Source organism: Arthrobacter sp. Dra40 (genome assembly GCF_059091905.1).
The window spans coordinates 1-20907 of sequence record NZ_JBNHHB010000044.1 but is presented as its reverse complement, the minus strand read 5'-3'; the positions used below and the strand labels follow the sequence as shown (position 1 = coordinate 20907).

General features: G+C 66.1%; 25 protein-coding genes. 17 read left to right on the top strand and 8 right to left on the bottom strand.

Annotation, left to right across the window (positions count from 1 at the left end; all coding sequences use genetic code 11):
- The first annotated feature begins 251 nt into the window (after positions 1–251).
- From AC5RWT_RS17760 to AC5RWT_RS17730, 7 genes are read left to right on the top strand one after another with little or no spacing between them, the layout of a single operon-like run.
- Positions 252–1343: a polyprenyl synthetase family protein gene (locus AC5RWT_RS17760; protein ID WP_494081305.1), complete on the top strand. Its 1092-nt coding sequence runs from the start codon at positions 252–254 to the stop codon at positions 1341–1343.
- A 5-nt stretch (positions 1344–1348) separates the two neighbouring features.
- Positions 1349–2233, top strand: a complete 885-nt coding sequence (locus tag AC5RWT_RS17755; RefSeq protein WP_494081304.1) for a phytoene/squalene synthase family protein — start codon at positions 1349–1351, stop codon at positions 2231–2233.
- A 32-nt stretch (positions 2234–2265) separates the two neighbouring features.
- Positions 2266–3921, top strand: coding sequence for a phytoene desaturase family protein (crtI, locus tag AC5RWT_RS17750; RefSeq protein WP_494081324.1), 1656 nt, complete (start codon positions 2266–2268; stop codon positions 3919–3921).
- Entirely contained in the window at positions 3918–4304 is a 387-nt protein-coding gene (locus AC5RWT_RS17745; RefSeq protein ID WP_494081303.1) for a lycopene cyclase domain-containing protein, read from the top strand. Before crtI ends, AC5RWT_RS17745 begins: the two co-directional genes overlap by 4 nt.
- A complete protein-coding gene (locus AC5RWT_RS17740) occupies positions 4301–4672 on the top strand; it encodes a lycopene cyclase domain-containing protein (RefSeq protein WP_494081302.1) in 372 nt (123 codons plus the stop codon). Before AC5RWT_RS17745 ends, AC5RWT_RS17740 begins: the two co-directional genes overlap by 4 nt.
- Positions 4669–5526 (top strand): prenyltransferase, encoded by an 858-nt coding sequence (locus AC5RWT_RS17735; RefSeq protein ID WP_494081301.1) that lies wholly within the window; start codon positions 4669–4671, stop codon positions 5524–5526. The genes AC5RWT_RS17740 and AC5RWT_RS17735 overlap by 4 nt, the downstream gene beginning before the upstream one ends.
- Before the next feature lie 38 nt (positions 5527–5564).
- The gene (locus AC5RWT_RS17730) at positions 5565–6395 is read left to right on the top strand and encodes a glycosyltransferase family 2 protein (protein ID WP_494081300.1); all 831 of its coding nucleotides are present in this window, start codon (positions 5565–5567) and stop codon (positions 6393–6395) included.
- On the opposite strand, the gene AC5RWT_RS17725 is transcribed toward AC5RWT_RS17730, so the two are convergent.
- Positions 6343–6732 carry a VOC family protein gene (locus AC5RWT_RS17725; RefSeq protein ID WP_494081299.1) on the bottom strand — a complete coding sequence of 130 codons (390 nt, stop codon included), beginning with the start codon at positions 6730–6732 and terminating at the stop codon, positions 6343–6345. The two genes, AC5RWT_RS17730 and AC5RWT_RS17725, sit on opposite strands and share 53 nt — an antisense overlap.
- A gap of 250 nt (positions 6733–6982) precedes the next feature.
- On the opposite strand from AC5RWT_RS17725, the gene AC5RWT_RS17720 reads away from it, so the two are divergent.
- Entirely contained in the window at positions 6983–7438 is a 456-nt protein-coding gene (locus AC5RWT_RS17720) for a YkvA family protein (RefSeq protein WP_494081298.1), read from the top strand.
- Here AC5RWT_RS17720 and AC5RWT_RS17715 read toward each other — a convergent pair.
- The gene (locus AC5RWT_RS17715; RefSeq protein WP_494081297.1) at positions 7435–8373 is read right to left on the bottom strand and encodes a serine/threonine-protein kinase; all 939 of its coding nucleotides are present in this window, start codon (positions 8371–8373) and stop codon (positions 7435–7437) included. The genes AC5RWT_RS17720 and AC5RWT_RS17715 overlap by 4 nt on opposite strands.
- Before the next feature lie 225 nt (positions 8374–8598).
- On the opposite strand from AC5RWT_RS17715, the gene AC5RWT_RS17710 reads away from it, so the two are divergent.
- From AC5RWT_RS17710 to AC5RWT_RS17700, 3 genes are all read left to right on the top strand, one after another.
- On the top strand, positions 8599–9342 hold the full coding sequence (locus AC5RWT_RS17710; protein WP_494081296.1) for a GAF and ANTAR domain-containing protein: 744 nt from the start codon (positions 8599–8601) through the stop codon (positions 9340–9342).
- A gap of 108 nt (positions 9343–9450) precedes the next feature.
- Positions 9451–9798, top strand: coding sequence for a hypothetical protein (locus AC5RWT_RS17705; protein WP_494081295.1), 348 nt, complete (start codon positions 9451–9453; stop codon positions 9796–9798).
- Positions 9795–10019, top strand: coding sequence for a hypothetical protein (locus AC5RWT_RS17700; RefSeq protein ID WP_493968531.1), 225 nt, complete (start codon positions 9795–9797; stop codon positions 10017–10019). Before AC5RWT_RS17705 ends, AC5RWT_RS17700 begins: the two co-directional genes overlap by 4 nt.
- Here the strand turns inward: AC5RWT_RS17700 and AC5RWT_RS17695 are convergent.
- The 3 genes from AC5RWT_RS17695 to AC5RWT_RS17685 all read right to left on the bottom strand — a co-directional run bounded on the left by AC5RWT_RS17695 (position 10016) and on the right by AC5RWT_RS17685 (position 13350).
- A complete protein-coding gene (locus AC5RWT_RS17695; protein ID WP_494081294.1) occupies positions 10016–11416 on the bottom strand; it encodes a dihydrolipoyl dehydrogenase family protein in 1401 nt (466 codons plus the stop codon). The two genes, AC5RWT_RS17700 and AC5RWT_RS17695, sit on opposite strands and share 4 nt — an antisense overlap.
- A gap of 164 nt (positions 11417–11580) precedes the next feature.
- The gene (locus AC5RWT_RS17690) at positions 11581–12522 is read right to left on the bottom strand and encodes a DMT family transporter (RefSeq protein ID WP_494081293.1); all 942 of its coding nucleotides are present in this window, start codon (positions 12520–12522) and stop codon (positions 11581–11583) included.
- 132 nt (positions 12523–12654) lie between these two features.
- Entirely contained in the window at positions 12655–13350 is a 696-nt protein-coding gene (locus AC5RWT_RS17685) for a TetR/AcrR family transcriptional regulator (RefSeq protein ID WP_494081292.1), read from the bottom strand.
- 107 nt (positions 13351–13457) lie between these two features.
- On the opposite strand from AC5RWT_RS17685, the gene AC5RWT_RS17680 reads away from it, so the two are divergent.
- Positions 13458–14189, top strand: coding sequence for a DUF2306 domain-containing protein (locus tag AC5RWT_RS17680; protein ID WP_494081291.1), 732 nt, complete (start codon positions 13458–13460; stop codon positions 14187–14189).
- Between the two features lie 303 nt (positions 14190–14492).
- The gene (locus AC5RWT_RS17675) at positions 14493–17600 is read left to right on the top strand and encodes a DEAD/DEAH box helicase (RefSeq protein WP_494081323.1); all 3108 of its coding nucleotides are present in this window, start codon (positions 14493–14495) and stop codon (positions 17598–17600) included.
- A gap of 25 nt (positions 17601–17625) precedes the next feature.
- Here the strand turns inward: AC5RWT_RS17675 and AC5RWT_RS17670 are convergent, their stop codons facing one another.
- A complete protein-coding gene (locus AC5RWT_RS17670) occupies positions 17626–17826 on the bottom strand; it encodes a YegP family protein (RefSeq protein ID WP_494081290.1) in 201 nt (66 codons plus the stop codon).
- 153 nt (positions 17827–17979) lie between these two features.
- On the opposite strand from AC5RWT_RS17670, the gene AC5RWT_RS17665 reads away from it, so the two are divergent.
- Positions 17980–18204, top strand: coding sequence for a hypothetical protein (locus tag AC5RWT_RS17665; RefSeq protein ID WP_494081289.1), 225 nt, complete (start codon positions 17980–17982; stop codon positions 18202–18204).
- Between the two features lie 48 nt (positions 18205–18252).
- On the opposite strand, the gene AC5RWT_RS17660 is transcribed toward AC5RWT_RS17665, so the two are convergent.
- Positions 18253–18879, bottom strand: a complete 627-nt coding sequence (locus tag AC5RWT_RS17660) for a class I SAM-dependent methyltransferase (RefSeq protein ID WP_494081288.1) — start codon at positions 18877–18879, stop codon at positions 18253–18255.
- Positions 18880–18959: 80 nt separating this feature from the next.
- Positions 18960–19310 carry a MerR family transcriptional regulator gene (locus tag AC5RWT_RS17655; protein ID WP_494081287.1) on the bottom strand — a complete coding sequence of 117 codons (351 nt, stop codon included), beginning with the start codon at positions 19308–19310 and terminating at the stop codon, positions 18960–18962.
- 108 nt (positions 19311–19418) lie between these two features.
- On the opposite strand from AC5RWT_RS17655, the gene AC5RWT_RS17650 reads away from it, so the two are divergent.
- The 3 genes from AC5RWT_RS17650 to AC5RWT_RS17640 all read left to right on the top strand — a co-directional run bounded on the left by AC5RWT_RS17650 (position 19419) and on the right by AC5RWT_RS17640 (position 20852).
- Positions 19419–19841: an Hsp20/alpha crystallin family protein gene (locus AC5RWT_RS17650; protein ID WP_494081286.1), complete on the top strand. Its 423-nt coding sequence runs from the start codon at positions 19419–19421 to the stop codon at positions 19839–19841.
- A gap of 100 nt (positions 19842–19941) precedes the next feature.
- A complete protein-coding gene (locus AC5RWT_RS17645; protein WP_494081285.1) occupies positions 19942–20442 on the top strand; it encodes a DnaJ domain-containing protein in 501 nt (166 codons plus the stop codon).
- An 11-nt stretch (positions 20443–20453) separates the two neighbouring features.
- On the top strand, positions 20454–20852 hold the full coding sequence (locus tag AC5RWT_RS17640; protein WP_494081284.1) for a hypothetical protein: 399 nt from the start codon (positions 20454–20456) through the stop codon (positions 20850–20852).
- Positions 20853–20907: the final 55 nt, after the last annotated feature.

Genomic DNA, 20907 nt, shown 5'->3' with positions numbered 1-20907 from the left:
TGCGCGATGCGGCACTTAATCAGCCACGGGCCGGCGGCTCTGTCGCTGCTGGCCGGGCTCCCGAACATCACCACTGCCAAGCTGATGCCAATAATCATTGGCACCCGTCAGTTGGTCAGGGGCACAGGCCCCCTCCAACAGGTGACAGCGCTCGCCGGTCCGAGTGGCGCCATCCACTCTGTGGGGCAACGAGTTGACGAGCTGTCGGGGGAGCCGCCCTTCGCACCCCAACCCCTGGGAAAAGGTCAGCCATGACTCTGAACACCCACCGCCGTGCCAGCGCCGGGGCCGTGCCGGACTCCTCCGACTGGCACAGCATGAGACCACTCGTTGAATCGGAACTCCAGAAGTTTTCCCACGAGAGCCGCTCGCGGGCAGGCGCCACGTCGCGGTCCTTCCCCCTGATGTGGGACCGTATCGATGCCGCGCTGCGCGGCGGCAAGCGGATGCGACCCAGGATGGTGTACCTGGCTTACTCAGCCTTCGGGGGCAGGGAACCGCGCCGCTGTGCCCGGCTGGCGGCCTCGTTCGAACTGCTCCACACCGCACTGGTGGTGCACGATGATGTCATTGACCGGGACTTCGTGCGCCGCGGCCTCCCGACCATCGGAGCCCGTTACCGCGATGATGCCTTGGCCCAGGGGGTGTCCCGGGCCGACGCCGAGCACCTGGGCCACTCGGCGTCCCTCATTACCGGCGATCTATTGCTGGCAGGTGCCTTGCGGACAGCCGGCCTCGCCGCCGCTGGATTGCAGTGCGCCGACCTGGTGATCGAAACAGTCCACGACGCCGTCTTCGCGTCCGCGGCAGGGGAGTTGGACGATGTCCTGCTGTCCGCCGCAACCAGCAGTCCGCGCCTGGACGACGTTCTGGAGATGGAGGGCCTGAAAACAGCCGCCTACTCCTTCGAAGCCCCGCTGAAGGCCGGGGCGCTGCTCACCGGTGCCGATCCTCACCAAGCGGAAGCGCTCGCAGCCGTCGGGCGGCGGATCGGCGTGGCCTACCAGATCGTGGACGACGTGCTGGGAACTTTCGGGGAACCCGGAACCACCGGCAAGTCGGCTGAATCGGACCTGCGGGAAGGCAAACGCACGGTGTTGACCGCCTATGCGGCAGCGGCGGAAGGGTTCGAAGATCTGCTGGCTGCCTTCCACCGGGGCGAAACGGGAATCGACGAGATCCGGACCGCGCTCAAGGACGCCGGCGCTGACACACAGGCGATGGCGCTCGCCCGCAGCCTGGTGGACCAAGCACTCCGGGAGTGCCGCAGCCTGCCACTGGACGCCGGAGCATGCGGCGAACTCGAACGGGTCTGCAACCAGGTGCTGACAAGGGGGAAATAAAAATCATGGACCTGAAAGCCCTGCACCGATATTCCGACGCCGCCGGCCGCAGCGCCGGCGTGGTCCTGTCCCGCTACTCCACGTCCTTCGGCCTGGCCTGCCGGCTCCTGGGACCGGCCGGACGCCGGGATATTGCCAACATCTACGCCCTGGTCAGGGTCGCCGACGAGGCGGTGGACGGTGCGGCCGCCGCGGCCGGGCTTGACCCCGTGGCCGTTCGCGGCCAGCTGGACGGGCTGGAACGCGAGACCGAGACCGCGATGGCAACCGGCTACAGCACCAACATGGTGGTCCATGCCTTCGCCGACACCGCGCGGAGATGCGGTATCGGGAGCGACCTGACCCGCCCCTTTTTCGCCTCCATGCGTGCCGACATCACCGTGGCCGAACACACCGACGGGACGCTGGGGGACTACATCTACGGTTCCGCCGAGGTGGTAGGGCTGATGTGCCTGCGCGTCTTCCAGTCCATGCCCGGTGCCGTCCCCGGGCGTGACGAGGAACTCGCCACCGCCGCGCGCCGGCTGGGTGCGGCCTTCCAGAAGGTCAACTTCCTGCGCGATCTCGCGGCCGACAGCACCGAACTTGGCCGCAGCTACTTCCCGCACACGGGCGCCGCGGTTTTCGATGAGGAACGAAAGCGGGCACTGGTGGCCGACATCCGCGCCGATCTGGCCGCAGCGCAGCGCGGCATCGCGCTGCTTCCGCCCGGTGCCTGCAGCGCCGTCGAGTTGGCCCATGCCCTGTTCAGCGCGCTGGTGAACCGGTTGGAACGGGTTCCGGCGGACGAACTGTTGACCCGCCGGGTCCGGGTGGGCGCCCCGCACAAAACGGCGATCGCGCTGCGGATTCTGGCCCGCCAGCGGCTCCGCCTCAGGAGCGCCGCCTGATGAGCATGACGTCCTTCAAGAACCGCCTGGTGATGCGCCGGCTGAAGCGGGGACTGGGAGCACGAACTGCCGGCAGCGCCGCCAAGCCCGTGGTGGTAATCGGCGGCGGGATTTCCGGCCTTGCGGCGGCCGGGCTGCTGGCCAAGGCCGGGCACCGGGTCACCCTGCTGGAGCAGCGCTCCCGGCTGGGCGGCCGCTCCGGCCGGTACGAAAGCGGCGGCTTCCGCTTCGACACGGGCCCGTCCTGGTACCTGATGCCGGAGGTCATCGACCACTGGTTCAAGCTGATGGGCACCAGCGCAGCCGACCAACTGGACCTGGTGAAACTGGATCCCGGTTACCGGACCTGGTTCGAGGGCCGTCACGGCGCCGTGGAAGTGCGCCCCGGCCGCGAGCGCGCGGTCCAACTCTTCGACGAACTGCAACCGCATTCCGGGCGGGCGCTGCGCCGCTACCTGGACGGCGCCGCCGAAACCTACCGGCTGGCCAAAAAGCACTTCCTGTACGACGACTTCGCCAGCCTGCGCGGCCTGGCCCACCCGGACGTCCTGCGCCGGGCGCCGCGCTTGGCGCAGCTGCTCGGTTGGAACCTGGACCGCTACGTCCGTGAAAGCTTTTCCGACCCGCGTCAGCAGCAGCTGCTGGGGTACCCGGCCGTGTTCCTGGGCACCAGCCCGTACCGCGCTCCGGCCATGTACCACCTGATGAGCCACTTGGATTTGGACGACGGCGTCTACTACCCGCGGGGTGGGTTCGCCGCGTTGATCGATGCCATGGAACGGCTGGCCCGGGAGGCCGGCGTCCGCATCGAAACCCGAGCTACCGCCCGGCAGATCGTGACCGTACCGGCCGGCGCCAAGGCCCGCTGCGAGGCGGTGGTGTGGTCGGATGCCGCTGGGGCTGAACACCGCGCCGCCGCGGGCACTGTCGTCGGGGCCGCGGATCTGCACCATGTGGAGACCGAACTGCTGCCGGCCGCCCTGCGCAGCCATCCCGAAAGCGCGTGGCGCAGCCGGGACCCCGGGCCCAGTGCCGTGCTGGTCTGCCTGGGCGTGCGAGGGCCGCTGCCGGAACTGGCCCACCACAACCTGCTGTTCACCCGCGACTGGGAGGACAACTTCGCCCGGATCCAGGCCGGGCGCGTGCTGGCCCGGGAAACTTCGGTGTACGTGTGCAAGCCCAGCGCCACCGATGCCGGAGTCGCCCCCGCGGGGCACGAGAACCTGTTCATCCTGGTGCCCACGCCGGCGGCACCGGCCTGGGGAGGCGGCGGCGACGACGGCGAGGGCGGAGCCATCGTGGAGGCGGTCGCGGATGCCGCCATCGACCAGCTGGCCGAGTGGACCGGCATCCCGAACCTGCGCGGCCGCATAGCGGTCCGGCGTACCTATGGTCCCGGCGACTTCGCGGCTGGCTTCAACGCCTGGCGCGGCAGCGCACTGGGACCGGCGCACACGCTGCGGCAAAGCGCCTTCCTCCGGCCAGGCAACCGAAGCCGCCGCGTTGCCGGGCTGCATTACGCCGGCAGCTCCGTGCGCCCCGGCATCGGCGTGCCCATGTGCCTGATCAGCGCCGAACTGGTGCTCAAGGCTGTCCAGGGGATCACGGCGCCGGGACCACTGCCGGAACCGGCGCCATCAGCGCCGCCCGCTGCAACTCCGCACTGTCCGTCGGGGAGGAGCACATGATCTACCTGGCTGTCCTCGTCGCGCTGCTGGGCTGCATGGTACTGCTCGACGCCCGCTACAAACTGTTCTTCTTCGCCCGGCCGCTCGCGGCGGCGCTCACCATGGCCGCCGGCATGTTCTACTTCCTGGCCTGGGATGTCTGGGCCATCGCGCTGGGAATCTTCCTCCACCGCGGCTCCCCGCTGATGACCGGCATCATGCTGGGGCCGGAACTGCCGCTGGAGGAGGCCTTCTTCCTGGCCTTTTTGTGCTACCAGACCATGGTGCTGTTCACCGGCCTGCTGGCCTGGCTGCGGCGCCCGCGCCCGCAGGATCGTCCGTCCCCCGGCGGGCGGAAACCGCTGGTCACCCACGACGACGGCACGGCAGGAGGCCGGGCGTGAACTTCGCAGAGCTGAACTGGATCTTCCTGGGGGCGGCCGCTGTTACCGCCGGAGCAGCGATCCTGGCCCGCAAGGTGCCCCGCGGTGCAGCCATCGCTGCCGGCCTGTCCATTGCCGCCCTGTGGGTGCTCACCGCCGTCTTCGACAACGTGATGATCGCGTCCGGCCTGTTCGACTACGGCGGCCATGCCCTGGCCGGCCTCCGGGTGGGCCTGGCTCCGATTGAAGACTTCGCCTACCCGCTGGGAGCCGTGTTGCTGCTGCCCGCGCTGTGGCTGATGCTCACCGGAGGAGGCCACCGCCGTCGTTCCGTCGAAGCGCCGGACGGGACTTCCGGCCGCGCCGCCGGGGGAGGGGAGCACCGATGATCCGCGAATTGGTCGTCACCTCCCGTCCGGTGTCCTGGGTCAACACCGCCTACCCCTTCGCTGCCGCCTACCTGCTGGCCTCGGGCCGGATCGACTGGCTGCTGCTGGTGGGCACGGTCTTCTTTCTGGTCCCGTACAACCTGGCGATGTACGGCATCAACGACGTCTTCGACTACGAATCGGACCTGCTGAACCCTCGCAAGGGCGGAGCGGAAGGGGCGGTGGTGGACAAAGCACGCCACCGCGCCATCCTGCAGGCCTGCGCGGTGGCCACCGTGCCGTTCATCGCCGTCCTGGCGGTGGCCGGAAGCGTGGCCTCCAACCTGGTGCTGGTGGTGTCGCTGGCCGCGGTCTACGCCTACAGCGCTCCGGGGCTCCGGTTCAAGGAGCGGCCGTTCATCGACTCGCTGACCTCCAGCACCCACTTCGTCTCCCCGGCGGTCTACGGGCTGGTCCTGGCCGGCGCCGAGTTCACCCCGGGTCTGTGGGCCCTGCTGGCTGCCTACTTCCTGTGGGGCGTGGCCAGCCATGCCTTCGGCGCCGTGCAGGACGTGGTCCCGGACCGCGAGGCAGGGCTGGGATCGATCGGCACGGTGCTCGGGGCCCGCCGCACGGTGCTGGTCTCCGCCACCGCCTATGCCGCGGCCGGCCTGCTCATGCTGGCCACCGACTGGCCCGGCCCGCTGGCCGGGTTGCTGGCCCTGCCGTATCTGGCCAACGTGCTGCGCTTCGCCCGGATTGACGACGCCGGCTCGGCCGCCGCGAACGCCGGCTGGAAACGCTTCCTGTGGTTGAACTACGTGGTGGGCTTCCTGGTGACCATGCTGCTGATCTGGTACGTGGGCGTGCGGTGAGAGCGCGAGGCGACGACGGCGGCCAACCCACTTCCGCCGTGGAATCGAGCCCGGCTCTGGAACCAGCCCCCGCCCTGGAACCCGCCCCGCCGCGCTACACCCGACTGGCCGTCGTGATCCCGGTACTGAACGACGCGGCGGCGCTCGCCGACTGTCTGGCGCTGCTGGGGCGGCAGACCCGGCCCTCGGACGAGATCATCGTGGTGGACAACGGCTGCACAGATTCCTCGGCCCACGTGGCACGGGCGGCCGGCGCGCGGGTCGTCGTCGAACCTCGCCGTGGTATTCCGGCGGCCGCGGCTGCCGGCTATGACGCCGCCGCCGCCGAGGTCATCGTCCGGTGCGACGCCGACACCCGTCCCCCTGCCGACTGGCTCGCGCGGATCGCCGATGCCTTCGCCGCCGAACCCGGCCTGGATGCGGTAACCGGTCCGGGCCGGTTCTATGACCTGCCGCGGCCGCTGACCCGGTTTGCCTCCGCCGCCTATGCCCACGGGTACCGGTTCGGCGCCGGAGCCGCGCTGGCGGGAACACCGGTGTGGGGATCGAATTTCGCCATGCGCCGGATTGCCTGGGAGCGGTCGAAAGCAGGGGTCCACCGCGATCGCACCGACCTCCACGATGACCTGGACCTGAGCTTCCAGCTGGCGCCGTGGGCGCGGGTCCGGTTCGACCGGCGGCTGCGCGTGGGGGCGGCCGGCCGGATCTTTGCCGGCCGCGCGGCGTTTGCCCGGCAGTTCCGGTGGGCTTTCACCACCCTGACGGTGAACTGGGCGGTCCAATCAGCCGGGCGGCGGTGGTGGCAGCGTTTACACGTCAGGACGCCGGAGCAGAGCGCAGCATCTCCAGATAGTGCGGGTTCTGCATGATGCCCAGGACGTTGCCGAACGGATCCACAACCGACGACGTGATGAACCCGTGGCCGCGGTCCATGACCGGCTCCAGCTCCTTGGCGCCCTTCTCCAGCAGACGTTTCCGGACGGCTTGCACGTCGTCCACGTGCCAGTAGAGGATCGCACCGCCCGGATCGATCGCGTGCCCCGGGGGAGCATGCTTGGTGTCGATCAGCCCCAGCTCGTGCTGGTAATCGCCCACCCGGAACTCCGCATAGCCTGGCTGCTGGAAGTAGGGCTTCTGCCCCAGCAGGTCCGAATACCACTCGACTGCCGCCGGCAAATCCGGAGTATAAAAACTCACCGTACTCATTCCCCGCAGCATGAGTCCTCCTCCGAAGGATTGCCGAGGCCGCCTCAACGCCGGCCTCATCGCTTTGTGGGTTGGAGGCTACAGCACATCCACGTCCCTGTCTGCCCTAGAGTTGCAGGGGGCGTGTCCGAGGCAAGTACGACGGCGGGACTGGCAGGGACGCGGCGCGCGTGCGGAGAGCCTCGCGGCGCGCCGGCCTGCGGCGCGGGGGCAGGCGGAGCCGTAACGGCAGTGCAGAGCGGAGCAGAAGATGGACTGGCCGGACCTCCTGATCGGAGTGGTGGGCGGCTTCCTCCTGGTCTACATCGTGCTGCTGGCCGGCCTGTGGTTGTATGCCCGCCGGCATCCGGAGACCGTGGGTCTGCGCGATTCCCTGCGCCTGCTGCCGGACCTCTTGCGGCTGCTGCGCCGGCTGGCAGGGGACCGCGACCTGCCGGCCCGGGTCCGGATGGTGCTGGTGCTGCTGCTGGCCTACCTGGCCAGCCCCCTCGACCTGGTCCCCGATTTCCTGCCCGTCATCGGTTATGCCGACGATGTGCTCGTCGTGGCCTGGGCGCTGCGGCTGTTGATCAGGACCGCCGGTCCCCAGGCCTTGCGGCGGCACTGGCCCGGCACCCCGGCAGGACTTCGGGTTATCGAACGCTTGGCCGGGCTTCCGGCATCGGACCCCGGTCCGGCAGGACCGGTCTCCGGAGATTCCAGCTAGCCCGCAGCTGCTTCGACGCGGGGCAGCTCGCCATCCGGGATGACAGGAACGTCCACCCGGCGCCTGCCCCGGAGGGACAGCACCAGCTCCTCCAACGCCAGCGCCACCTCCCGCCCGGTGGGACGAGCCGCGGGATCGGCGGCCGTCATGGCGCCCAGCAGCACCATCCAGTCGGGCCCCACATCCGCCGGAATCTCCGGATCACGCAGCAGCCGGGCCACAGCTGCCTCCAACGGCGGGCCGGAAAACGCGGGTCGGCCGGTCAAGCACTCCAGCAGCACCAAGCCCAGTGAATAGATGTCGCTGGCCGGGCCAACGGGCTCGCCCTTGGCTTGCTCCGGGCTCAGATAGCCGGCAGTGCCATACATGCCGGAGACGTGGGCATCGTCGGAAATCACGACGGCGACGCCAAAGTCGGTGAGTTTGGCGCGCACGCGTGAGCCGTCGTCGTCGTAATCGAAGAGCATGATGTTGCCGGGCTTGACGTCCCGATGGACCACCGAGTTGTTGTGGATGTAGGCCAGGCCCTCGGCCAGATCCTGGCCAATCTGGGCAACATGCCGCTGCGGCAGGGAACCAGCCGCCAAGCGGGTCTTCAGATCTGCGCCTTCGATCAACTCCATGACCAGGTAGATCTGCGGATGTCCGGCTTCAATGCGGTCGATGCCCGCGTCCAGAAGGGTCACAAGGTTGACGTGATTCAGCCGGGCCAGGAGTTTGATCTCCGCGTTGTCGTGGTGGAACTCTTCCTCGTTCATCGAGGGGCGCTGAATGACCTTGACGGCCACTTCCCGTCCCAGAACTTCATCTTCCGCCCGGTACACCTTGGCGTTCGCTCCACTACCCGCCAGTTCCATGAGGCGGTACCGCCCATCCAGCAGCATGCCGGATCGATCCAGATGAGGCGCCAACGTCTCCTGCTTTCCGGCTGACACTCTGACAGCACCCTTAGCATCCTATGGTTGCCAAGCTCGCGGAAGCCGCCCAACGCGGGCAGGACGCCGAATCGTTATCTGGGCGGCGGCGGATGTCCGGCAGAGTCTTCCGCTGCCGGTTGTCTCTTCGACGAGGACCGGGCCCAAACAGGCCCTAGCGGTGGCTCCCCCCTCGAGGTGTAGCGTGGAAATCACGTTCAGCGGTGAGCCATGGAGGGGGCTGACATGACCGACGAAACCTCTGGTAATTCGGAAACAACCGTGGACGGCCATCTTCACGATCTTGCTGTCGAAAGCCAAGACATCGAGGCGTTCCTCAACGCCGTTGCCCGCTTGGCGGTACACAACCTATCCCATCCCGGAGAGGAACTTCTCTGCGGCATCACGCTGCTGCGCCACCGGAAGGCCGGAACGGTCGCCAGCAGCAGCGAACGTGCGCAGAAGCTGGATGAGATCCAGTATGAATATTCCGACGGACCGTGCCTCAAGGCGGCCCGGGAACAAACACTGGTACACGTCGCCGACCTTCGCGATGAAGCCCGCTGGCCCGAGTATCGGAAAAATGTCTTCGACGAGGGCGTCCGGTCCATCCTGGGGGTGCCCATCGCCCTCGACTCCGACGGCGCCGCCGGACTCAACCTTTATTCCGACGAGCCGGGGCGGTTCGACGCGGCGGCGATCGAGTCCGCCGAAGAGTATGCCCGCCAGGCGTCCCGGGCACTGTCCTTGGCGGTCCGGCTTGCCCGCCACCGTGACACCGAGGCGGATCTGGCAGCGGCGCTGGAGTCCAGGACGACCATTGCTCTGGCCATCGGCATCATCATGGGCCAGAACCGCTGCAGCCAGGAGGAAGCGTTCGCCCTCCTCAAGTCAGCCTCCAGCAGCCGCAACATCAAGCTCCGCGATGTGGCGGCCAGCCTGGTGACTTCCGCGGATTCCTCCTCGGGACAGACGCATTTCGACAAGTAGCCGGCCGGGCAGCGGCCGGCCGGCCATCGTTGACACACAGAGGCGTTGCTGTAGCGTGGATTAAGGCTAAGCAGTTGGCCATGGACACAGTCGTATGGAGAGACATCCGTGAAACACCAACTGCGAATACTAGTCAGGCTGGATATTGACCGCTCTTCTGCCGTCGTAGAGGTTGGAGGGTGCCTGACCATCGCCAGCTGCGAAGCGCTCTTCCCACTTCTCCTCCGCATCACCGAATTAACCTCTGGTTCTGCGGTCACCATCGACCTGACCGAGGCAAGGCATATCGAGACCAGCGCCCTGGAAAAACTCAAGCGTTTTGGCTTTGGGGAGCCCGAAGACGCGACAGCACAGGATGCATGGCTCACCGGCGACTTCCACGTCAATGCCCCCGCGGATCTTCCGAATTGCAGTGCCGCCACCTTCAGCCGGCGGCCAAGAAAGGTGGCGGCATGAGTTCGCTAACAGTGACCCCTCGACATACCTCGTTCCCGTCCGATTTATCCTCCCTGTCCATTGACGAGCTCCTGTCGCTCAGCAGCCGGTACTACCGCGAGCTTGATCATGCGCGTCCCGCCCGCGATGCCATCGTCCGGTATTACGCCCTCATCGCGGAGCTCGAAGCCCGCGAACTGCTCGGGCTGGACGACGGCACGCAGAGCCTCCTGGGCGCCTAGTCCTCCAGCCACGCCGGCGTAAAGAGCAGGTTTAGCCCCTCGGATACCGTCGGGTGGGTGATGACGGCGTCGCGCACTCGCGTGTAGTCCAGGCCGCCGATCATCGCCATCTGCAGCACCGCGATCGCCTCGCTGGCGTCCACTCCGCGCAGCGCGGCACCCAGGATCGTGCCGGTCCGGCGGTCCAGCACTGCCTTCCATTCGCCGCTCAGCTGGCCGACGGTCCGGGCGCGGGGGATCGCGCTGACAGGCATCCTGGCGAGGCGCACATCGTGCCCGGCTTCCCGCGCCTGCGCCTCGGTCATCCCCGCCCGGGCCAACTCCGGCGTCGTGAACACGGTATAGGGAATCAGCCGTCCCTGGGTGGTCCGCAGCTCGCCCTCGCCCCGCGCGGCGGCCAGGTTGGCCTTCAGGATCCGGTAGTCGTCGTAGGACGCGTGGGTGAACTGCGGCGAGCCGGCGGAGTCGCCGGCGGCCCACACGCCGTCGGCCGTGGTGCGCAGCTGGTCATCCACCTGGATGAAGCCCTTGTCGGTCAGCTGCACGCCGGCCTTTTCGAGCCCGATTCCGTCCGTCATGGGGCGCCGCCCGAGCGCCACCAGCACGTCGTCTGCGGTAACGGTTTCCCCGCCGGACAGCGTCACGGTCACGCTGCCGTCGCCGGCGCGCTCGATCTTCTCGGCTGACGCCCCGAGCTTCAGCGTGATCCCGGCGTCGGTGAAGTCCTTGGCCACAGCTTCCGCAACGTCTGCATCCTCGCGCGGCAGCAGTTGCCCGGCGCGCTGGACTACCGTGACCTGCACGCCGATGGTGTTCAGCAGGTCGGCGAATTCGCAGCCGATGTAGCCACCGCCCAAAATCACCATGCTCGCCGGCAGTTGCTCCAGGTGCAGCAACGTATTGCTGGTCTGCACGCTGGATTCGGCCAGGCCGTCGATGGGGGGCAGCGCCGGCTCAGTGCCCAGATTGATGACGACGTCGGTGCCGTGCAGCAGGCGGGTGCCGCCGTCGTGCAGTGCTACTTCCACGGTTTTCTTCGCCACGAACTTGGCCTCGCCCAGGATGAAGTCCATGCCCGATCCCGTGAACAGCTTCTGCTGCCCGGCGACCATGGTGTCCACTACGTCCTCCTTGCGGTGGCGCAGCAGCTCGAGGTCTATCCGCGGCTTCTCCGCGCCTGCAACGCCGAACTCTTCCGCCCGGCGCACCGTGTCCAGCACCCGGCCGGAGTGGATGAGGGTCTTGCTGGGGATGCAGGCCACATTGATGCAGGTGCCGCCGATCATCGCCCGCTCCACCATCGCTACCCGCTGGCCGGACTTGGCCAGGTCCATCGCCAGCGACTTGCCGGCCTTCCCGCCGCCAACCACCAGCAGGTCGAATTCCTCGGGTTCCATGTCCATCCTTCCCTCGGTTTACTGTTCGCGGCTGCTGTTCGCGCTCGTCGCTCGCGGTCACAGCGCACGCGGGAAGCGCGCTTGCGCCGCCCTCCCCGGCATCTTGCCGCCTTATAGCCACCGTACGCCCGAATGCGGCCGCCATGCCAAAGGGATAAGGCTGCTCAGCGAGTCTCTTCAGCGGCGGAGTTTCTGCCAGGTTTGAGGCTGGGCCGCGGGTTTTTACCGCGGGCGGTTGCGTTGCCCCGGGTGGTGAAGAAGACGCCGCACATCACCAGGGCAGCGCCGAGCAACTGCATGCCGCTGATGCTCTCGTTCAGCAGCAGGTACGCACCGAGCATGGTGAAGACCGGGACGAAGTTGAGGAAGACCGACGTCTGGGATGCCCCGAGGACCGCGACGGCCCGGTTGTACAGCATCAGGGCAATCACCGACGGAAAGACGCCGAGGTACACCAGGCCGGACCACTGGGGTCCGCTAATCTCGGGGATGCCCACGATCAGCCACTCCGCCGCCATCACCGGCAGCAGGATCAGGACGGACAGCCCTGTCATGACCAGCACCGCCCCGTAGGACGGGAACAAGTGCAAATACTTCTTCACGGCGATGGAATACACCGCCCAGGACACCGCACCCGCTGCCATGATCGCATCGCCGATGTTCCAGGACAGGTCCGCCAGGCTCATCAGCTGCCCGTTGGTCACCACCCACAGCGCGCCGCACAGGGAGAGTGCGACGCCGCACCACTGGACGGGCCTTAGCCGTTCGCGCAGCAGCCAGAAGCTCAAGGCCACCGTGACAGCCGGTATCGACGCCTCCAGCACGGAAACGTTGGTGGCCGAAGTGAATTGGAGGGCCGAGTAGATCAGCGTATTGAAGAGGGCCACTCCCGTGAGCGTTAACAGCAGCAGCGGCTTCCGGTGCTGGAAGAACAGGCGGCGCGACCGCCAGGCGCTGCGGTACCCCAGTGGGAGCAGCACCAGGAAAGCGATGAAAACCCGGAAGAAGGCGATGGTCAGGGGAGGCAGCTCGCTGAGCGCTTTGCCGGTCAGGATATTGCCGGCATAAAAGATCACCACCAGCAGCAGGAGGAAGTAGGCGCGCATTCTCCTCCTTGTCGGCTTCCGGCGCTCGTTCCACATACCCTACGTGCTGAACCCGGCGTCTGGCTGCTGTCGGCTGCCGCCCGGGGCGCTTCAAGCCGAGTGTGGAGGAGCCACGCGCTCAGACCGCGGGCCTCAGGATCGCGGGGCCGACGTCCAACCCTGCTGGTGGAGCCGCTCGAATCCGTCCAGGAGGAGGTCCAGTGCGAACTCGAACTCGAACTGGTCGTCGCAGCCCTGTCCCACCACGGACCCCTCGTCATGCGCGCCTGCCATGGCGATCTCGGCGATATGCGGATACCGTTCGGCCATCGCGCGCAGCATCTCCGGCGGCACCTCTGCGGGCGCGCTTCGCGAGTCGTCGAACAGCTCCTGGGTGAACCCCCACATGCGGCTGCCCAGCGCGTGCATCACGTGGTGCGTGAGGTCAACGGAAAATCCGCCGGCGCGGAACATGCCGATCACCGAGTCCATGTACTCCAGCACGACCGGCGACTTGTTCGTGCGCGACTCGAGCACCTGACGCGCCCACGGGTGGCGCAGCAGGACCTCCCTGGCAGACAACACCCGCTGCCGTACCGCGCTCCGCCAGTCCGCCCCGCTGTTCCCGGTGTCGATCTCGCCGACAATGATGTCGACCATGCCGTCCAGCAGTTCTTCCTTGTTGGCGACGTGCTTGTACAGGGCCATCGGCACCACGCCCAGCTCCTGCGCGAGCTTGCGCATGCTCAGGGCCTCGACGCCAACTTCGTCGGCAAGTACGACGGCGGCCCTCAAGACCCGCTGCCTGTTCAGCGGGGCGCGGCGCGCCGACTCCACCTGCTGAGCCATCAGGACCACCCTTCTGACGGCAGATATCTCTTGACAAGTGTACAACGTACACCTACTTTTTAGATCACAAGGTGTACGACGTACACCCAAACTTTGGGGGATCAATCATGGCTGCAGAAACCATCGCCGTCACCAAGGACTCCGGGCGCCGGCCCCGCGGCGGCTGGCTCATACCCGCCGGCCTGATCTTTGTCAGCCTCATCCCGGTCATCTTCGGATCGATTCGTGTTGCCGAGCTGACCGGGGGAGCGGCGGTCACGCCGGCTAACGAGCGGTTCTTCGACTCGCCCCTTCCCGTGCTGATTCACATCCCCGCGGCCATCGTCTACAGCCTGGTCGGGGCCTTCCAGTTTGTGCCCTCGCTGCGCCGCGGCAAGCGAGGCCGGCGCAGCTGGCACCGCATCGCCGGGGTTGTCCTCATCCCGGCCGGCCTGCTCGCTGCTCTCTCCGGCCTCTGGATGTCCGTCTTCTACGACCTCCCGCCCGACGACGGCGCCATCCTGCTCGTCCTTCGACTGGTGTTCGGCACGACCATGGCGGTGAGCATCATCCTGGGCATCCTCGCGATCAAGCGGCGCAACTTCGCCGCCCACGGTGCCTGGATGGCCCGCGGCTACGCGATCGGGATCGCCGCGGGAACGCAGGCCCTGGTGACCATCCCGTGGATTCTTCTGGTCGGCTCCACCAACGAACTGAGCCGTGCAGTGCTCATGGGGGCAGCCTGGCTGCTCAACCTTGCCGTCGCCGAGTACTTCATCCGCCGGCGCGCGCAAAGGGCCGCGCGTTCGAAGCGCATCTCCGACAGTGCCACTGCACTCCCGACAGGAGATGCGCGATGAGGGCCGCGGTCTGATGGCAGTTCGGCCATCCCAAAGTCGTCAGCGTAGTCGATGTTCCGAAGCCCTCACCGGGTCCCGACGACGTCCTGGTCAAAGTCCACGCGAGCACAGTGAGCGCCGCCGACTATCGTGCCCGGAGTCGCAAGGTTCCCAAAGGGCTCGGGCTGTTGGCCGCGCAAGCTCATCGAAAGGGATCGCGCATTTTTGCGTAAAATGTTGATGACGGCCGTCGTATAAGAAAATGTCGCAATCCTCATTTACCCTGGCCTGGTGAACGCATTCATTGGGGGAGAAGCAGGAGCCCTGCACGAGGGCCTGTATGAGGCCCTGCACACAGAATCTTTGGCCCGTCGGCTGGGCCGCGAGTACGACTATCAGGCGAACTTCGAAACAGTAAACGCGACTGAAGTCACAGAGGTCCTGGCAAGACATATAGGCGAGGCCGCACGGAATGCCTTGGCGGCGGCAAAGCCTGAGGAACAGCTTGCGCTTGCCAATAAGTTGCTGGAGGCAATACAGGCAGAGGACTCGATCAAGGACGGTCCGCAGCAGCTTCTCTCGCTTCATGCACCGGAGAAACTGCGACGTCGAAATCTTCGTCGCCCGCTTACCCCGTTGTCGGATTCGGCCCTCCTCACGAACGGCAAGGACGATCCGAACCTTGCAGCCGAGCTCCGTGCCGAAATGGCGTCGGCCGATAGTGTTTATCTGCTCAGTGCCTTTATCAAGTGGAGTGGTCTGCGTCTTCTGGAGAGGGCACTCGATGAGCTCGCAGAACGTGGTGCCCCCCTCCGCGTTATTACTACTACCTATATGGGCGCCACCGAACGCCGTGCGGTTGATGAACTGGTCCGCAGACACGGGGCAGAAGTGCGGATCAGTTACGAAACCCAAGCCACCAGACTCCACGCCAAGGCATGGCTTTTCCGCCGCAACACTGGATTCCACACGGCCTACGTGGGCAGCTCCAACCTGAGCAGGCCAGCCCTCCTGGACGGACTGGAATGGAACGTCCGTTTATCGTCTGTCACAACGCCTGCGCTGCTGAACAAGTTCGAAGTCACGTTTGACAGCTATTGGGAGCAGCGGGCTTTCGTCCCCTATGACCCGGATGCCGACGCCGAAAGGCTCGACGCCGCCCTGCTGCGGAACGGCGGCACCACGGCGATGCAGCCCATGGGCGCCACTGGGCTGGAGGTCCAGCCGCATCTGCACCAGGTTGAGATGTTGGAGGAGCTTGAAACGTCCCGCGGAATTCACGGCCACCATCGAAACCTGGTAGTGGCTGCCACGGGTACCGGCAAGACAGTTGTCGCTGCCTTGGACTACCAGCAGCTCTGCAACCAAGCCGGCCGCCAGCTTACTTTGCTGTTCGTCGCCCATCGGAAAGAAATCCTGGAGCAAGCCCTGCGCACCTACCGAGCCGTTGCGCAGAGCGGCTCATTTGGCGAACTCTACGTCGGCGAAGACAAGCCGACGCAATGGAAACACGTCTTTGCCAGCGTTCAATCCCTCGCGTCCAAGGGCATCGAACAGATCGCCCCGGAGTATTTTGACGTCGTTGTCATCGACGAGTTCCACCACGCAGAGGCACCGACGTACCGGCGGATCATCGATCACCTTCGCCCGCAGGAACTGCTTGGCCTGACCGCCACGCCGGAGCGTGGCGACGGCGTCAACGTCGCGGAGGCGTTCTTTGGCGGCCGCACAGCAAGCGAACTTCGCCTGTGGGACGCACTGGATGCCGACCTGTTGGTTCCATTCCACTATTTCGGACTGGCGGACGACGTCGACCTGAGCCGGGTGCAATGGAAGCGGGGCAACTACGATCTCCAGGCACTGAGCGCCGTGTACACGGGCCACGACGCCCGCGCGGCCAAGGTCATCAAGGAACTGCGCGATAAAGTGCTCAGCACCACGGAGATGCGAGCCATAGGCTTCTGCGTCTCCGTGCAGCACGCACGTTACATGGCCAAGGTTTTCAACGGCGCCGGAATCACTTCGGTTGCCGTCTCAGGCGACTCGACCAGCGAGGACAGGGCCGCAGCCCTCGCCAGTCTTCGCAGCAAGGAGATCAACTGCATCTTCGCCGTCGACCTCTTTAACGAAGGCCTGGACGTGCCGGAAGTTGACACGATCCTGCTGCTTCGTCCAACGCAAAGCTCGACCATCTTCCTCCAGCAGCTCGGCCGCGGCCTCCGGCGAGCCGAGGATAAGGCCGTCTTGACAGTTCTGGACTTCATCGGCCAGCAACGCCGCGAATTCAGCTTTGCCCCCAAGTTCCGGGCGCTGACCGGAACCAGCAGGGCAGGCCTCGTGAAACAGATCGAGGAGGAGTTCCCGCTCTTGCCCTCAGGCTGTCAGATCATCCTGGATCGGGTGGCGCAGCGGACTGTGCTGGATAACATCAGATCCCAGCTGAAGTTCAACCGGAACCAGTTGGTCGCCGACGTACGGTCACATGCCGAGGTCCTGCTGGAGGACTACCTGCGCGAGTCTGGCAGGGACGCGGCGGAGGTCTATCGGAAAACCGGTGACTCCTGGACGTCGCTAATCCGTGAGGCCGGGCTGATCGATGCAAGCGCGGAGCCGGCCGTTCACCGCGAGGGCCGGTCACTTTTCGAGGAGCAACTTGTACTGAAAAAGATGACCGCGCTGATGCATGTCGATGATCCTAAACGGGCTGAGACATACACCGCGCTCGTTTCCCCGGCCGCCGTGCCTTACGAGGACCTGGGGGAGCGAGAGAAAACCTTGGCCCGGATGCTCTTCTTTACCCTCTGGCCTGATGGCGGAGACTTCGAGAAGTATGACGACGGCTTCGAGCAACTGCGGGCCTATCCTTATGTCTGCTCCGAGATCAGCCAATTGATGAAGCGAGGCGTCCAGACTGCCCGCCACATGCCTAAGGGGCTCGGACTAGGCCTACAACACCTACCTATGTACTCCCACGCCACCTACCGCCGTGAAGAAGTGTTGGCAGCCCTTGGCATCGCCAAGCTCGGCGGGCGGAACGCGCAGCACAGGGAGGGTGTTGCCTGGAGCCCGGAAATAGCTACCGATGCCTTCTTCGTCACCTTGAACAAGGACGAAAAGAATCACTCGGCCACTACTATGTACAAGGACTATGCGCTGAGTGAGGACTTGTTCCACTGGGAATCACAGAACTCGGCGTCCCCTACGAGTCCAGTCGGGCGACGGTACCTCGACCGCAAAGCGCACGGGTCACAGATTGTTCTGTTTACACGAGAGCATGCAAAAGATGATGTCGGAATGACTATGCCCTACACATGTCTGGGCCAGGTCGACTACGTGCAGCATTCGGGAGAGAAGCCGATCGCGATCACTTGGAAGCTGCATAGGCCAATGCCGTCGGACGTTTACGCGGCAGGCAGGGCGGTGGCACGGTAAGTAACAAAGCAGTCAGCTGCCCCGACTAAGTACCACTTGCTGTGCCGTCCGTCCGGTCGATCACGCGGCCGGTGCCGGCGATTTCCCGGGCCAGCTCGATGCCGTCCTTGGCCTCCTGGAGGGACGGATACGTGACCGATTCGGCCATGAGATTTCCCTTACCGTCCAGCATCCTGACTCGGTAGCCGCCGTCGGGCGCCTTGATCACTTCGAAATGCCCAGCCATGTCATGCTTCCTTTGTCCACGAGGTTCACCCAGCGCTGTGGAGTCCACATAGTATGCCATCTGCCGTTCGCGGCCGTCTCGGGCTCCTTGCCACATGCTCCCGGCGCGAGGACAGTGGAGAGTACGCTGACACGCTAGCGAAGGGAAAAACTCATGCAGGTCGACAAGCAGCAGATCATCGACTTCCTGAAGCAGCAGGGAAACCATGACCAGGCAGCCAAGGCGGATTCAGAGCTGCCGGAGAAGGTGGACACGGAGCGCGACTCCGGGCTGCTGTCCAAATTCGGCATCGACGTTGACGCGCTGCTCGGCAAGCTCCCCGGAGGTTTGGGCGAGAAGCTCGGCGGCATGAAGGACAAGCTGGGCGGTTTCGGGTAACGAGCGTCCCAACTTAAAGCGGCTGTGCCGCGTGCGCCCGGAGACAGCCTAGCGGTTGGCTCCGGGCGTTGCTGTGCCCATCACCATGGGATTGATCGGGAGCCAGGCAGGGCCGACCGCGAACTCATCCTGCAGGGACACGTCGAAGCCAGCGGCGGCGATCGCAGCCGCGGTGTTCCGATTGGGCTCGCAGCCCTGCGCCGCGAACGACCACACAGGCCGCAGCAAGTCCTGCACCTTGCCGTGCGCGCCGGCGCCGCGCACGTGCTCCAGGAAGAGGAGCTTGCCGTCAGGCTTGAGCACGCGCTTGGTCTCGGCCAGGGCTGCGGCCTGGTCGGGGACGCTGCACAGCACCAGGGTAAACACCACGGCGTCCACACTGCCGTCTTCGGCCGGCAAGTCCTCGGCAACGGCATCAACCACGCGCACGTTTCCTGAGTGGGACCCCAGTCTGGCCTCGAGCCGCTTGCGCATGTTCGGGTCCGGCTCCACCGCCGTCACGGAGCACCCTTGCGGGAAGTAGGGCAGGTTCGCGCCGGTGCCCGCACCGACGTCGTACACCGTCCCGCTCAACCCGGACAGCAAGGCAGCGCGGTGCGACGCGAGCTCCGCCGGCTCGCCGCGGCGGGTGGCAGCATCGTATTGCGCGGCGAACAGTGCGCTTCGCAGTCCCATGGGCGTGGTCCTCTGTTCGGATCCGGAGTACAGGCACTGCCCACGACCCTACCGCGGGCAGCAGGGGAGCGGCAGGTGGTTCAGGCTCGGCGCTCGGGTTCCTCCGGATCGGGTCGCCGCTCCTGTCCGTTCGCGCGCTTCTTGGCTGCGTCGAGCTGTCGGTGCAGGGAGGCGTTGTCGTCTTCGAGCTCCAGAACCTTGCCCACGCCGGCCAAGTTCACGCCGTCGTCCACCAGTTCGCCAATCCGGCGGAGGCGGTCGACGTCGTCCTGGCTGTACCGGCGGGTGCCGCCCGCTGTACGTTGCGGTTCCAGCAGGCCGCGCCGCTCATACAGGCGCAGGGTCTGTTCGCCCACGCCCACGATGTCGGAGACCACGGAAATGCCGTAGACCCCTTTGTCCGTCCCCGGGCGCTTCTTCTCGACTGCCAAAATTCCTCCAACATCAGACTTGCAAACATAGTACCGCAGAGTCATAATATCTATGCGCTCAAAGACAGATTTAGTGAGCGCCAAGGAGAAGAACTGAAGGAGGCTGCCATGTTGATGAGAACCGATCCCTTCCGTGAGCTGGACCGCCTGACCCAGCAGGTCTTCGGAAACCAGGCGCGCCCGGTGGCGATGCCGATGGATGCGTGGCGGGAAGGCGAGGAGTTCGTCGTTGAACTCGACCTGCCCGGCGTCGATCCGTCCACCATTGACCTGGATGTTGAACGCAACGTTCTCACGGTTGCAGCAGAGCGCAAGTCCAAGATCGACGAGGGCAAGGACGTCGTTGCCGCCGAGCGGCCGAGCGGTTCCTTTAGCCGCCAGCTGATCCTGGGCGACACGCTGGATATGGAAAAGGTCACGGCGAATTACGAGGCGGGTGTGCTGTCGCTGCGGATCCCGATCCGCGAGCAGGCCAAGCCGCGCAAGATCGAAATCAACAGCGGAGACACCAAGACGATGATCGACGCCTGACCAGCGGGAGTGCGAAGGCCGGGGGTTCCGCCTGGGATCGGGCGGGGCCACCGGCTCGCCGCGCACGGCGGCGGTTGCCGGCAGCAGGAAGGAGGCTCGCATGGCTGACATGGACCTCTATGCCATCCTGGGCGTCGCGCCCGAGGCCAGCGATGCTGACATCCGGCGCGCCTACCGGGCCTTGCTGCGCCGGCATCACCCGGATCTAAATCACGACGGCGATGCGCCGCCTTCGCGCGCCGACGGCCTGGCGATGGGAGCCATCCTGCAGGCCTACTCCGTGCTGGGTGACGTGGACCGCCGCGCGCATTACGACCGCGGCCGCCGCCGGGGCAGCGGACGCGGCGGGCAGACGGTTGCTTCGCCGGGCGCCGGCCAGGCGGCGGGTTCGCCGCAACGGCCCGCAACGCCCGGGGCGGGTCCGCGTCCGGCAGCGGGTGTGCATTCGGCCCCTGATGACCGCCTGGCTCCCGCTGCTGAGCGGCCGGCACATGGTGCGCGGCCCACTGTGCGGGTGGCGGATCCGGTTTACCTCGGCTTTTCGCGGCCGGAGCCCGAGGAAGCCGTGTGGCCCGAGTGGCGGATTTTCCCCTTTCGATGAAGCGAGGATCAATGGCTGTTTCCAGTTGGCGTCGGTATGACCATCACTTGTTTCCCGTCTTTCATGAACGGTTCGAGGAGCGCTGGGGGCCGGGAACCGCGCCGTTCCTGGACCCGAGCGTCTTCGAGGAGGGCCAGCCGCGCCCGCGCGCGCAGTGGATCAACGTCGACACCGGTGCCGCCGTCGCCGTCGTCCCGGTGTGGGGGGACGACGATGGCGAACACCGCTCCTTCGCCGTGTTCTACCTGCCGCCAGCCGGTGGCATCTGGGCATTGCGCCCTGGTTTTACGAACTACACGGAAAGCGTCAATGGCGGACCGGAACAGGCTGCACTGCGCAACGACTCGTTCAAGAAGGCCGTCGCCCACGCCGAGGAGTTCATCTACGGGCCGGAAGGGAACGGGCCCTAGCTCCCCGGCGACAGGTCGGCAATACGGCCTCCGTTGGAAATAGGGGCGATGAAAG

What these genes read in the sequence shown, in the direction of transcription:
- AC5RWT_RS17690 (WP_494081293.1), bottom strand. Translation starts at nt 12,522, where the DNA reads ATGCGCGCCTACTTCCTCCTGCTGCTGGTGGTGATCTTTTATGCCGGC.
- crtI (WP_494081324.1), top strand. Translation starts at nt 2,266, where the DNA reads ATGCGCCGGCTGAAGCGGGGACTGGGAGCACGAACTGCCGGCAGCGCC.
- AC5RWT_RS17720 (WP_494081298.1), top strand. Translation starts at nt 6,983, where the DNA reads ATGGACTGGCCGGACCTCCTGATCGGAGTGGTGGGCGGCTTCCTCCTG.
- AC5RWT_RS17700 (WP_493968531.1), top strand. Translation starts at nt 9,795, where the DNA reads ATGAGTTCGCTAACAGTGACCCCTCGACATACCTCGTTCCCGTCCGAT.
- AC5RWT_RS17640 (WP_494081284.1), top strand. Translation starts at nt 20,454, where the DNA reads ATGGCTGTTTCCAGTTGGCGTCGGTATGACCATCACTTGTTTCCCGTC.
- AC5RWT_RS17695 (WP_494081294.1), bottom strand. Translation starts at nt 11,416, where the DNA reads ATGGAACCCGAGGAATTCGACCTGCTGGTGGTTGGCGGCGGGAAGGCC.
- AC5RWT_RS17725 (WP_494081299.1), bottom strand. Translation starts at nt 6,732, where the DNA reads ATGAGTACGGTGAGTTTTTATACTCCGGATTTGCCGGCGGCAGTCGAG.
- AC5RWT_RS17685 (WP_494081292.1), bottom strand. Translation starts at nt 13,350, where the DNA reads ATGGCTCAGCAGGTGGAGTCGGCGCGCCGCGCCCCGCTGAACAGGCAG.
- AC5RWT_RS17710 (WP_494081296.1), top strand. Translation starts at nt 8,599, where the DNA reads ATGACCGACGAAACCTCTGGTAATTCGGAAACAACCGTGGACGGCCAT.
- AC5RWT_RS17650 (WP_494081286.1), top strand. Translation starts at nt 19,419, where the DNA reads ATGTTGATGAGAACCGATCCCTTCCGTGAGCTGGACCGCCTGACCCAG.
- AC5RWT_RS17760 (WP_494081305.1), top strand. Translation starts at nt 252, where the DNA reads ATGACTCTGAACACCCACCGCCGTGCCAGCGCCGGGGCCGTGCCGGAC.
- AC5RWT_RS17660 (WP_494081288.1), bottom strand. Translation starts at nt 18,879, where the DNA reads ATGGGACTGCGAAGCGCACTGTTCGCCGCGCAATACGATGCTGCCACC.
- AC5RWT_RS17680 (WP_494081291.1), top strand. Translation starts at nt 13,458, where the DNA reads ATGGCTGCAGAAACCATCGCCGTCACCAAGGACTCCGGGCGCCGGCCC.
- AC5RWT_RS17755 (WP_494081304.1), top strand. Translation starts at nt 1,349, where the DNA reads ATGGACCTGAAAGCCCTGCACCGATATTCCGACGCCGCCGGCCGCAGC.
- AC5RWT_RS17670 (WP_494081290.1), bottom strand. Translation starts at nt 17,826, where the DNA reads ATGGCTGGGCATTTCGAAGTGATCAAGGCGCCCGACGGCGGCTACCGA.
- AC5RWT_RS17745 (WP_494081303.1), top strand. Translation starts at nt 3,918, where the DNA reads ATGATCTACCTGGCTGTCCTCGTCGCGCTGCTGGGCTGCATGGTACTG.
- AC5RWT_RS17665 (WP_494081289.1), top strand. Translation starts at nt 17,980, where the DNA reads ATGCAGGTCGACAAGCAGCAGATCATCGACTTCCTGAAGCAGCAGGGA.
- AC5RWT_RS17735 (WP_494081301.1), top strand. Translation starts at nt 4,669, where the DNA reads ATGATCCGCGAATTGGTCGTCACCTCCCGTCCGGTGTCCTGGGTCAAC.
- AC5RWT_RS17645 (WP_494081285.1), top strand. Translation starts at nt 19,942, where the DNA reads ATGGCTGACATGGACCTCTATGCCATCCTGGGCGTCGCGCCCGAGGCC.